This window comes from Streptomyces sp. NPDC020996 (assembly GCF_040641355.1).
Taxonomy (GTDB): domain Bacteria; phylum Actinomycetota; class Actinomycetes; order Streptomycetales; family Streptomycetaceae; genus Streptomyces.
In genome coordinates, this window is record NZ_JBFADM010000116.1 from 1 (window position 1) to 12,901 (window position 12,901).

General features: G+C 65.8%; 4 protein-coding genes. All 4 read right to left on the bottom strand.

Going from position 1 to position 12,901, the window contains the following annotated elements; all coding sequences use genetic code 11:
- Positions 1-489: 489 nt before the first annotated feature.
- From AB0G63_RS38295 to AB0G63_RS38310, 4 genes are read right to left on the bottom strand one after another with little or no spacing between them, the layout of a single operon-like run.
- Positions 490-2,292, bottom strand: a complete 1,803-nt coding sequence (locus tag AB0G63_RS38295; RefSeq protein ID WP_360760274.1) for a DUF1998 domain-containing protein — start codon at positions 2,290-2,292, stop codon at positions 490-492.
- The gene (locus tag AB0G63_RS38300; RefSeq protein ID WP_360760277.1) at positions 2,273-5,452 is read right to left on the bottom strand and encodes a helicase-related protein; all 3,180 of its coding nucleotides are present in this window, start codon (positions 5,450-5,452) and stop codon (positions 2,273-2,275) included. Before AB0G63_RS38300 ends, AB0G63_RS38295 begins: the two co-directional genes overlap by 20 nt.
- Positions 5,449-6,966 carry an NERD domain-containing protein gene (locus tag AB0G63_RS38305; protein ID WP_360760280.1) on the bottom strand — a complete coding sequence of 506 codons (1,518 nt, stop codon included), beginning with the start codon at positions 6,964-6,966 and terminating at the stop codon, positions 5,449-5,451. Before AB0G63_RS38305 ends, AB0G63_RS38300 begins: the two co-directional genes overlap by 4 nt.
- A complete protein-coding gene (locus AB0G63_RS38310; RefSeq protein ID WP_360760283.1) occupies positions 6,963-11,672 on the bottom strand; it encodes a DEAD/DEAH box helicase family protein in 4,710 nt (1,569 codons plus the stop codon). The genes AB0G63_RS38305 and AB0G63_RS38310 overlap by 4 nt, the downstream gene beginning before the upstream one ends.
- Between the last annotated feature and the right edge of the window lie 1,229 nt (positions 11,673-12,901).

Sequence of the window (12,901 nt, forward strand, 5' to 3'; positions counted from 1 at the left end):
AACAGGACCCTAGACAAGTCCCATCGTTGCAGGTCAGGAGCACTCTCCGCTTATTTGATCAAGACCCGGACAGCCCACCTCGTGAAAGCGCGAGGCTAACTAGGCCAAGCCACGTGGAGCTCCTACACGACGCGGTGGCAAGGGAGTGACGGCAGTCGGTGACGGGACCACGCAGGGAGCCGTACACAGAGCGTCGATGCCTAGCTGGCCGTGGCCTACCTGTGGACTCGTCTCGCCTAACCTGCCGGGTGCAGGCCCGTGACCTGCTGCGTTGTTCAAGACCCAAGCGGCCTCCGGAACTGTTGCAGCAGTGCACCGCAGATGAGCCCGTCGACGGACGAGAGCCATAGGGGTTTCCGCAGGCGGAATGATCAGAACCTCAGAGTCTGAGAGGGCAGCGACGGTTGTAGACCCCGCCCGACAGCGTCCAAGGATGGCCGCTCTGCGGCCCCGAGCAGGTGCTTTGGGGCCGCAGACTGCTGAAGGTCGTCACCTGGGCCGTCGGACGTCCGTCAGAACGTTGTCCAGCAGTCCTCTCACTTCACTTCCGCCCAGGACCAACTGTCGATCCAGCAGCCGGTTTCCGGTTTCGCAGGAGGTCTCACTCACCAGGGAGCACCCGTGGCAGGCTGAGAGATTCAGCTGTGAAGCTCCCTGACGGTCGCTTTCGATGCAGACCGGGTCGTTGGAGCAGAAGTCCGCGTCGTCCAGGGCTGCCACCAGGAGTGGGATCAGCTTCTTGGGATCTCCGAGCCTGACGAGACCGCCGAGAGTCCCCTGGGCGTCCCCTGCCGCGGTGTAGATAAGGATCCCGGCGGTCTTGTCCGTGCGGTCGGAGTTCGCGTAGATCCTTTCTTGCAGCGAGGCAGACGCGTAGCCGCTGGCAAACGCCAGTCGTCGGATGAGCAGGTGCGCCAGCGTGTGCAGGGCGATGTACCTGGGTTCCGGCACGTCGAGGCGGCCGGCCCAGGGAGAGTCCGCCCTTCTCTTCTTGAGGATGCCAGCGCGTGCCTGCACCTCCGGCTGTGCCTCCCATGCGGCGAGCTTCTCCTCGTCGAACCGCAGGAAGATTCCTTCCCCGAACAGTTCGACCGCCGGGTAGGTGGGCCGGTACGACCGGTCCGATCCCAGATCGGCGTTGATCAGCTTCGCTTCCGCGTCGTGGCGTCGGAACCCCCGCAGGGCTCGGACCTCCCGTACCCGGCGTACCTGTCCGATACCGCTGATCTTGCCGAGGAGGCTCTGCGGTCCTGCGAGCCCTTCAAGGCTTCTCCCGTCGACGACGAAGTCGCTTCCCGTGCGGTCGCGCCCTTCGTCGAGTTTCTTCAGGAACGCCGACCACTCACCGTCCTTCAGGTCGAGCAGCAGCTCGCCCGCGGGGCTTTCCTCCCCCGCCGCGACTCCGAGGACGGTTTCCGCCGTCACTCCGAGATCGTTGGCGATCAGCTGCGCCAACATTTCCGACTGGGGTCCGCCATTGTCGGTCACGACTGTCCTAAAGAGCATGTGACCACGGATCTTGTCGGCCGTCTCCGCGGACTGCGGGCGCTCCTCCGGTATGTCGAGAGCCGAGATTCTGTCGGCGATGTAGTTGCCTGTGGCACCGCGCTGCACGGCGACCAACTCGTACGGGCAGGGGTTCTTGACGGAGCTCTCCGGCTCCCAGGGCTGCCGCCCCGCGCAACGGATCCCGTCCTGGTGCAGGGCCCCCTTCGTCACGAGTTCCGCGAGCTTGCGCTCGTTCTTGCACCCGTAGCACTTCACCACCAGGGCCGCGAGGCCTTCGCCGCGGGTGGCCAGCTTGTGGAACCTGAGTGCCTTGTAGTCACGGCAGAAGCGGACCGCTTCGTTCAGGCTCGCCGTGCGCCCACGATGCGCCCACTGGAACCAGTTGATGTCCTGGATGTGGCTGCCCTTTTCACAGACGGCGACATATCGCATCGGTACGAGCGCGCCGCCGCAGTCGCAGGTGTTGCTCCACTTGCCTTTTTTCCTACCGGTCAGCTTCGAGAGCTTGTCGCAACGCTCGCAGAACCGCCAAGCGGGAAAGCGCCAGTACGGCAGCGCAGGGGTTTCCTTTGCGGCCCGGCCCGCGTGCGCCGGCGGTTGTCTCAGGACACCGGCACCGAGGCGGGCCATCAGACGCTCACAGCTGATCTCATGGGCGAACTTCTTGTCCCACCAGGACGTGTCCGGCGCCATGAGCGACTCGCCTCGCACGTCGACGATCGCTCCCACACCGAACGGTGAGATCGTCTCGGAGAGGCGCAGGTCATGCCTGATCTTCTCCATGGTGCACCTCCTCCTGCGGTTCCTGAACCTCGACCGCCACGTTGGGCTCGACAGACCTCATCGAGTCTGCGACGAGCCACCCCTCGCCGGGTTGGCCGAACTTCTTCAGCAACGCTGCCTGGTCTTTCTTCGTCCGTTGGTAGTACAGAGGCTCGCCGGACTCCCGTGCCTGGCCTGCCCGTCGGTCCCAGTCCCTCAGAAGGCTCCATACCGCAGAGCGTGTTTCCGGGGCTTCGAGGCCGTCGGCGCGCGTCACGTAACCGAGGAAACGTTCCACGAGTCGATCGACCGCCTCGCTGATCCTGTCGTCCCCGAGGTCGAACCGACCCGCCGCTTCGTTCGGGGCGAAAGCGGTGAACGACTGCCGCAGCAGTGCCACGAGCGCGCCGGCGAGCGATCGCTCGCGCGAGGCCAGCGACCACGGTGTGACGCTCGTGGGCTCCACGCTCCGGTAGAGGGCCTCGTGGTAGCCACGGAAGGTTTCGAAGTGCGACCGATCGCGGGCCCTTCCCGACCGGAACAGCGTGACGACGACGCCCTTCGTGTCTCCACGTCCGACACGGCTCGTGGCCTGGATGTACTCGGCCGTGGTCTTCGGCTGCCCCACCATGAGCATCAGCGCGAGCCGCGGGATGTCGATGCCCACGGAGAGCATGTTCGACGAAAGGACCACGTCGACAGCCTCCGGCGACTCGTCGGCCCCGACCCTGAGCGCGCGGAGATCGTTCGGCAGCTCCTCGGCTCCGCGACGGCTCGTCAGTTCCAGGACCTTCCCCGCCCTGACCGGCCGCAGCGGGAAGCCGAGCCTCTCGGCTCGGGGCTCCAGACGACCGTTGACGTCGTCGACGACCAGCGTCCCGGTACGTCCGAGCTCACGAAGACTGTTGTGGTACATCACCAGCGTCCAGTACGCGTCCCGTGACGCGGCGGACGGGGCCCGGGCGGCGAGCGCCTCCGGCATCTCCACCATGGGGGTGACGGCTGCGATGACGGCCGACGGCTGCGAGACCGACTGCGGCATCAGCCCGACGTAGAGACGCCCTTCTCCGCTCTCCACCGGGCGGGAGAAGAAGGTCCGGTCGTCGTCGAGTCCCGATGGCGGGTACAGGGCGACCTCGCGCCCGTAGAGTCCCTCCACCTGTTCCTCGGACGCGCGGATGGTGGCCGTCGATGCCACGATCTTGGGGCTGGAGCCCGACCGGCTCAGCAGGAGCTGGATCACTGCGTCGAAGACGGCGACGGTGGTTCCGAGCGGCCCCGAGAGCAGGTGCAGCTCGTCCTGGATGATCATGGACGGTTGCCTGAAGGTGGTCCCGAGACCGAGCAGCCTGCCCGCTTCCGGCCTGAACTGCAGACGCGCGAACTTGTCGACGGTGGCCAGGAGGATGGTGGGCGGTTCCTTGTACAGCACCTCGTCGACGACCGCGAGCGGAAGCTCGCCGGCGAAGTCGCACGACGCGTCGACACAATGGAGCACGACATCCACGCCCTCCAGGCGCATGCCGTAGTCCTCTGGCTTGTCGCTCCTGAGCCTCGGCACCAAGGGCGTCAGACACCAAGGGCAACTCTCGACCTGAAACTCGTTCGCCTCTTCCGGGCGCGCGGCCTTCTGAAGCCGCTTGAGTGCTTCACGCGCCTCTACTCGCGTGCCGGGGGTGACTTCGTTGCCCACCCACAGACCGATCGAGAACGGCGCCATGCCCTTCGCCCGGTCGTCCGTGGCCCGCAGCCGCTCCATCGCGCAGACCAGTGCCGCAGCCCGTTGGAACTGTTGAGAGGTCAGGAGCCGCAGGGTGTAGCGGGTGATGACGGCGGTTCCCCCGCCGGCCGTGCCGTGAGCGAGCCGTCGGCGGAACACCTCGATCGCGGCGAGACCCAGGTATGCCTCGGTCTTGCCGCCACCGGTCGGGAACCAGATGAGGTCGACGAGCTCCCTATCCTTGTGCCCCTCATCGACGGTGGAGGCCAGCGATACGAGCAGGAAACCGAGCTGGAAGGGGCGCCACCGCGGCTCCGACACCTGCTCCTCCGGCTTCCCGCGGTTAATGGACGCCTGCCGCATCTGAAGACGCATGGCGGCCATGCCGAGTGAGAAGGCCGTGCGAAGGTCCTGTCGTCCCGGCGCCCGGAGGAGGTCTATGCCTTCCCTCATCCTGTCGACGGCGTCCTGCGAACGCCCGGCGATGCGGACGGCCACGGCCCTGTCGTCGCTGAACGCCTCCGCCCGTTCCATCTGTCGGGAGGCCCAGCCACCGAACGCCTCGAGGAAGGCGTCCAACGATCGAAGGACCGCTTCGGGATCCTTGTCGATCTGCTGGAGGTGCCCCAGCTCCAGCGCCTCGGCCTCGGCCGTCCCTTCGTCGAACCCCGTGGTCTCGACGGCGGGCACCACGAAGGCTGGCACGGGCTCGAGGAAGACCTTGGCACAACGGCCCTCCGCGAACTCCCAGTCCGCGGCCATTCCGTGCCCGACCGCGTAGACCTTTCGGTTGCGATATCGCAGGCGCAGCTCGGCGGCTTCCGGGTCGGTGTCGATCGAGCGCGTCGTGTCGTACTCCAGGATCTCCGCCCCGGCGGAGGGAGCTGCGGCCAGGTGGACCTGGAACAGCGTCCGAGGGATGTCCTGTCGGTCGTCGCCCGTTGATTCGGTCAAGACACGTACGTGGACGGTGACCAACGAGTCGCCCTGGAAGTCGCGCCAACGCGACCCGATCTCGACCGCGACACCACCCACGGAGAGGCGCTCGGGCCCCTTGTCCCGCCGGAGGTCGAGGCCGTCGACGGAGAACGGGGTACGCCGCCACCTGGGCGGCCCGTCTCCCTCGACAGCGGCGTACGTACCGCACGAGAAGTCGACGTCGACCGAGTCGCCGTCGGTGACGAAGGAGAGCGCGACGGACGAGGGTTTCCAGTCCTCGGCCAGAGGGACACCGGCCCCGCACTCCTCGACATCGCCGTCGGGGACATCCGCCGATACCTCTTCGTCCGTGTTCCCGTCGCCGTGAGAGCCTCGTGCCTCGGCTTCGACCGGGAACAGCATGCCGACGGCGTACTGCCGGTGAGGCAGGTTCGCCGTGACCTCCTCGTCTCCGGCCTCGGGCCCCATGTAGGAGGCTCGAAGATGGTGAAGGGCCTCCTTCTGGGCCGCTGTGAGGTTCACTTCCCAACCTGCTTTCGAAGAAGATCCTGGAGCCGCTTCTTGTCGTCTTTGGACGCGACCACGTGGAGCGTGACCCGCGCCCGCGTGACAGCCACGTAGAAAGCGGCGAGCCCCCGGTCGTTGTATTCCTGGGGCAGGTCGCACACGATGACGTGCTCTGCCTCCAGCCCCTTGGCGTAACGGGGGTTGGTCACATGGAATCCGGCCTCGCTCCTGCGCGGCTCGGCGTCCTCGGACACACTGATGATCCAGATGTCCTGGCGGCGGGCCCCGTTCGCGACGAGGTCGCGAGCCACGGTCTCGGCCGCGGAGACACCGGCCGTGCCGTCGGACCACCGCCATTCCACTCGGTCGCCATGGACGATGCCCGGGTCCCCGACGTCGGCGCCGAGGTACTCCTGCACGACGTGGACGATCGCACGGGTGTTGCGCACGTTCCGGTCCAGGTCGTACTGGAGCGCCTCCTGCTGGACCAACTCGCAGACCTCCGGGTCGAACTCGCCGTCGACACGTGCCTGGTTGTTGGGGTCGAGGAACATCCTCCACCGGCCGCCTTCTCGACCCCCGCGGATCACGGCGTTCAAGGCATCCATGCCGCCGGCGTTCATGAGGTCCTGAGCCTCGTCGACGAAGACGATGTCGTACTGCTTGTCACCGGACAGGTCCGCGAACGGAAGGAGATCGATGTCTCTGCCCTCGATCCGCGGACCGAAGAAGTCGACCAGGGCGGGCGAGTGAAAGGTGATGAGCACCGACTTCCCTTCGCCCGCCTCCTGCTTCGCGCCCTCCGCCAGCACCAGGGATTTCCCGGTGCCCGCACCACCGAAGACGAGCATCCTCGGGTTCCGGGAGAGAGCGGCCAAGACCCTGGCCTGGCCCTCGGTCGCTCGATTCTGCTCCTCCAGCACGGCGCCCCGCTGCGCATCGATGACGGGCATCCTGGTGAACTCACCGAAGAGGCGCGCCCGGAGCGTCTCGGACCGGGCGACTCTGATTCCGTGGGGAGCAGTCCTCGCTTCGCTGGCGACCTTCTCGAAGGCTTCGGTCAGTGCGGCAATGCTCATCTGCTCCTTGGCCCACCAGTGGCTCCCCTTCCATTCGACGGCTGTCGGAGGCGCGTCTATGTCAGGGGTGAGGGCAACGGCCTCGGTCGCGAACCAACCGACGCCTTCCTCCTGAAGGATGTCGCGCAGCGCATACATCGCCGACTGCGCCTGGTCCATCGGCGACTCGCGCAACTTCTTCCAGTCACCGTGGCGGTCGATGGAGTACCAGACACCGTCGTACTTCCTGACGCCCCCGCCCTTGACCTCGATGATGACGACGACGCCGTTCCAGAGCACGACGAAGTCCGCTTCCCCCTGCTGCTTGACCGCGTGACTCCGCAGCTTCACGGAGTGGAAGGCGACGGCGTCGGAGGGGCCGTCGATCGCTCGCAGCAGCCGGGCCACCCGCCGCTCGGCGTTGCTGGTGGTGGTCGTCTCGATGTCGGCGAGATCCGGTATGACGATCACGATCCCTGCTTTCGCCAGAGGCCCTCGTAGGCACGGAATCCGAGGAAGTCGTTGACCGCGCCGAAGTTGTCGGCGACGTCCACGATGAGGCACTCCTCCTTGCCGCCGTTCTCAGGACCACGCAGACCGCGGCCGGCCATCTGGATGTAGGCGCTGGGACTGAACGTGGGCCTCGCGATGTACAGCGCCCGGACGCCGGGCGCGTCGAATCCCTGGATCAGCAGGTCGCAGTTGGCCAGAACCCTGATCTCGTTCCTCTTGAATCTCTCGATGACGTCACGGCGCGTCTGCCGTCCGGTCTGGCCACTGACCGCCTCGGCCGCGACATTCCGGTAACGCAGTGTCGCGGCGAGGACCTGGGCGGACAGGACGTTCGGCGTGAACACGAGGATCGGCCATTCCGGATCCCGCTTCAGGATGTCGTCCACGAGGATCTTCATGCGGGCCTGGTCCCGACCGATGCGGTCGAGGACCTGGGGTTCGAGTTTTCGCAGGGAGTGCACCTGTGCGAGTTCGTCCGGCTCCAGCGCGACGTTCACGCCGTTCAGCACTTCGTGTCGGACCCTGGCGAGGACACCTCTCTTCGACAGCTCCGGGTAGGCGTTGCCGTCGAAGGCGCTCATCTTGTGGTGACCGAAGCGGGCCGCCAGTTCCTTCGTCGGCTCGGTGACGTCGCCGCTGCCCTTGAACGGCGTCGCCGAGATGCCCACCAGAGGCCGTTCCCAGCTACGACCGTCGACTCCGAGCCACCTGAGGATCTTCGTGTACATCTTCGACCCGCCGGCCCGGTGCGCCTCGTCGATGAACACCGCGGAGGCCCTGCTCAGCCACTCGTACTCAGGAGTGTCGGCCACCCGGTCGAGCTTGGCGTCAGTGGCCACGACCACACTGAACTCGGTGTCGGGTTCGTGGACGACGTTGGTGTTCCAGAGCCGGCCGATGGTCAACGGACGCTCGTCCCCGAGCCAGCGCCAGACGGTGTCGAACGTCTGCACCGCCTGCTCACAGAGCTCCTCCGACTGCGCGATCCAGAGCACGGTTCCGCTCATGTCGCCCTCGACGAACAGCCGCAGCACGGTTTCGGTGGCCACCCGGGTCTTCCCGGCTCCCGTCGGGAGCTCCACCATGCCCTTGAGCGCACGACCGTCCCGTCCCCGGGACGTCAGGACCTCCTCCAGTTCTTCCCTGATCTTCTCCTGGAAGTCGTGCAGGGGCTTGAGCTTCACGGCACCGGGCACGACGAACTCATCGTCCTGGTGTCGGGTGCGACGCCCGGCGTATTTGGCGCCAAACCCCATCTTCCGAAGCCAGGCGACGGTCGATGCTCCCCCCGCCCATGTCGTGGGAACGTCCGTGTACCCCTCGGTGCTGAACTCCTCCGCGAGAAGCTTGATCGAGTCGCTGCCGTAGACGGTCAGAAAGAGCTCAGCGATGGACGTGGAGGCGTCCACCAGGCCCTGGCCCTCGAGCGCCTGCCAGAGCCCCTTCGGCAGGTTCTCCTTGAGCGTGTCGTCACCGATGTAGATCGCCAGCCGCTCAGCGTCATCGGGCGCGGCCCGGGCGTCTTGCCGTTGCGTTTCGAGATGTTGGTCGACGCGTGCCTGGAGGATGTCGCTCAGCTCGGTGTTCGACAGACGCAGGTCGAATGCCTCGTTGACGATCTGCAGGACACGACGTTCGTCGAGTTCTGCCTGGACCACCAGGGTCAGTCCCTGGCGGTGCCATTCGAGCGACTGGTCCTCGACACCGTCCTCCGTGGTCACACGCTTCGTAATCTGGACGGCCTTCGCCACGGTCGCGTTCGTGACCTTGTCCTCGACGAACGTCGAACGCAGTCCGGTGTACAGGTCGATGACGCGCTCCTCGACCTGCCGGCCATCGACCAGGAGCGAGAAGGAAAAGCTGTCCTCGAACCGTCGGCATCCGACCACTTCGACGAACGCGTCCGCTTCGTCCTCATCCACCTTGAGGTACGGCTTCTGCCTCAGGTTGAGGAACTCACGCTCCTCCTCGGTCGTCGCCAAGTACACCGCATCGGGCCGCCTCCTCTCGATGGCACGTCCCACCCGGGCGGGGATGAACATCGGGTGCCCCTCCGGGAATGCGAACCGACTCGCGGTGAGGACGAACCCCGTCAGCGCCACGTTACTGATCGGCGAAGTTACCTCCGTCTCGAGCGCTTCGCGCAGGACCTCCACAGGCACCTCGCCCAGGTCCTTGGGCAGTTTCAGAGCGTCCTCGACGTGGCGCGGTCCTCGGAAGAGAGGCAGCAGGGCCTCATACTCGACGAGGGACGCGGAGACGACGCGACCGGGAGCCCGGTGGCCGCGATTCGACTTCAGCAGGCCGGCCCGACCCGCCGCCCAGCGAACAGGGGACAGGACCCGGTGGCTGAGCCCCGTGTCGATGTCGGTGCAGAGCCAGTGCCCCACCTGGTCGAGTCTGAGCAGTCCTTCCGTCCACCGCTCGCGCAGGGGTTCGGGCGCGCCCGCCTTCTGCAACATCAGAAGCACCGAGAACGGACCAGGACCCTCCCCCCTGTCGAACTCCACCTGTTCGACGGGGCGCTCTCCGGGCCCGAGCCTCCGGTTCACCTCGTCCAGCACGTACTGGCAGTAGTCCTCGAAGTGGACCTCGTCCTCGAGCGAGTACGAGGCCACTGGCTCGGTGACGACTCCTGCCGCGTGTGCGAGCTGGGGCACGCACCTCGTCCGGTCCAGGACTCGATCCGGAGTGCTGTCACCGAGACCGTCGATGTCCAGCACCAACCCGGGCACGGCCCAACCACCGTCAAGTGTCGGAACTCTGAGAGCACCCGTCTTGTTTTCCGCAACGGCCTTCTGCGCCTGTGCCATGGGCACATCAGAGGCGGCGTCCCAGAACTTCGGGAGCTCGTCGTCCTGGGACTCCCGTGACAGCCTGGCCATCCTGGCCTCGAATTTCGCGAGAGGATCGAGGTTACGGAACCCGCAGTCCACAAGTTTCTTCTCGACGCCGGGAAGGGCCAGGAAGTCCGGATCGACGAAGCACGATCCTTCGATGTCGACGTCCTCCGCACGGTGGAGGAAGACCCGGTCGCGGTCCTTGATGGATAGCATGCCAGCGGTCGTCGGTATGACCTTTGCGGGGCCGAAGCGGTTGGGATTTCTTAGCATAAAGTCGAGTGCCTTCGCTGCAGAGGCCATATCGGGCCCCTCGGCCCACTCACGCAGCCAGGTGAGAAGACCTCGCTTGGGCACATCCTCCAACGCCTTCTGCTCATCCCTGGGACGCGAGTCGGCGAAGGCGGGGGAGACGCTGCATACGTAGAGGGCCCTCAGACGGGTCCCACGCTGATTGGTGGAATAACAGCGCCAGTGCGGCACGTCGTCGTCGGTGTGGGGAGACTTGATCCACTCCTCGTGGTCACGCTCGGATGCGTCGCCGACACGCAAGTCGAGAGGACGAAGCTCCAGAGGCGTGCGCAGCGCGCCGGTGGCGTCGGGTACCAGGGCCTTCTCGCTACCGAGCTGTGGAACATGGACGCAGAGGATCTCGTCGCCGAACGAGTGGGTCTCACGGCCACGCGCCGGCATGTAGTCCAGGTGTGCTGCCGGATCGTCGACGGACGAGACCTTCGGCAGCATGTCGACGAACATCTCCGAGAGAGTCACGAGGATCTCCCTGTTGTACGTGTTCGTGAGCAAGGTGGTGCGGTCGTCGTTGACACTCCAGGGCGCGTTGAAGAGGGCGGACGCCGACGTCCTGTCCTGGAGCGGGAAGTACGACCAGAACTCCCCCGTTTTCAGTTGAGCGAAGCGCGCCGGCATCGCGACCGTGACCTTCATCCGGTCACGCGACACGGCTTCCCCGACCTCGATCCGAGCCTCGGGGCTGGGTGCGTGCATGCGGTTGTCGACGTACCACTCGTCGTGGTCGCCGTCGGGACGCTCGATGCGGAACCTGCCGTCGCCCAGGTCGCGCGACACATGGCTCGTGACGAAGTCCGCGTCGGCTCCGACGACCCGGAGCCGGATCTCCCGCACCGAGTTGACGAAGAGAAGGAACTCGGAGCGGAATTCCTCGATCTCCTTCTTGAGGCTCTCCAGCCTCGTCGCATTCGGCAGTCTGACGATCGTCACCGCCCACTCCGCCAGTTCGGCCAGGATCTGGTCCTTGGCGAATTCGACCTCCGCGTCGATCCGGGTGAGGGTCCTCAGGACCGGAATCCTCTTGGGTACGGGCGCGATCGCCGCTATCGCCGCCTTCGCCTTCGAAGAGTTGAACTCGAAAGCCGCCGAACGGCTGAACACCTGCGGGGTGTCGGTGACTGCGAGCACCGACTTGAAACCGAGCCCGAACCGACCGATCTCGTCGCCCCGCTTACCACTGAGGTGCGCATGGGCGAGCGCGGTGAGGCCGCTTCGAGAGAACGGACGACCGGCGTTCGCGCAGTACAGTGTCTGGCGGTCAAGGTCGAGGACGATCTCGACCCGCCCCGCCCCCTCCTCGTGTTCGGCAGCCCCCGACATGGCGTCAGCCGCGTTCTGCACAAGTTCCAGAAGCGTGCGGTTCGAGTAACCGCCGACCCGGATGGACTCCTCTTGGTTGGCGTGCTCCGTGATCAGGTTCGGATTCGCGCGATACGAATCAATCGCCCGCCCGAAGAGGTCATCAACTTCGCGGACCAACCCGGCGTCGGGGACCCAATCGGCACGTTTGTTCATCACGACTACACCACCTCAACTGCTGTCACCACGACGCAGACTGACAGCCCTGCATCTACGTGGCTCCTGAACTACGATCGCCCTGTTTCCACTCATGCGTTACATCGCACACCGCCGGACCTGCTGCGGACAGTAAGAACAGCCACCCGATCGGGTCGGTTTTTGTGGCCTTGGCGGACGAGCCGTGGTCATCCGGCGTTCGAACTGTCCAACTTGCAGCGGGTCGAAGGAGTTAGGGCCCTAACCTTCTCTGCAACCAGCGCATCCCGATGCCAACGATCGGGGTTGCAGGCTGGCATCGCGCATTTGTTGCCGGGATCAGCCGGGCGTATCCCTGCCCCAACGCACCGATGTTCAGGGTGGACCCAGACCTGAAGCCGCTGAGGCGCGGCCAACTGCCCTGGAAGCGGGAGCCTTCGACATCAACCTTGGGTGCACCGCGCTGCGGGAGTGGACCTGCCAGCCCCAGCGGGGTGCAGCCGGGACTCCTCGTGTGTGACTGCGGGATCAATGAAGCGCCCGAGCCCCCCGCCTGGCCCCCCGCCAGGCATGCCCAACAACCCTCACAAGTCCCCCTCATTGATGGAGCTTAAGCGTTCAACAAAACGTCACGACAGGGAACCCCCGTTACCGATTCGCAATCTACGCGCGACATGCGGTGCGTCGCAACAGAGGCGTCACGCCGTCAGGAAGTTTGCCTGCCAGGCAAAGCGCCTCGCACCCGGAGCCGCCTCGATCGACCCAACCGGCCGCCTCAACGGCGACGGCTGTCTAGCGCCACACCTCGGTGGCGCATGAATCGATCTTCACAAATCCCCGTGTTTGTGTGCTGTTCAAGCTTTCAGGAACCGCTCAGGAAGCGGAAGCAGTTTCGCCGAATCAGCTCAGACCAGTGGGGCACACCACCGAGGCAGTGCGCCCCTTGTGCGCCCCCGTACCCACCTACCGGATCACGGAACGGCTCACGGCATGCGGCATAGCGAAGAGCACCGCGCTAGCTGCGGCACGGGGGGGCAATCTCCCGGTCAATCTGGGTCTCGTAGCGGCGGCCCGCTCGCAGTGCCAGGGCTCGAAACTCAAGGCCGTCAGCGGCTGGTCGCGGGTCTACCGGGCGACGGGGGCGCAGACGACCTAACCTCGCGCTTTCACGAGGTGGGCTGTCCGGGTCTTGATCAAATAAGCGGAGAGTGCTCCTGACCTGCAACGATGGGACTTGTCTAGGGTCCTGT

Coding starts and splice junctions, on each gene's coding strand:
- AB0G63_RS38310 (WP_360760283.1), bottom strand. CDS start 11,672: ATGAACAAACGTGCCGATTGGGTCCCCGACGCCGGGTTGGTCCGCGAA.
- AB0G63_RS38295 (WP_360760274.1), bottom strand. CDS start 2,292: ATGGAGAAGATCAGGCATGACCTGCGCCTCTCCGAGACGATCTCACCG.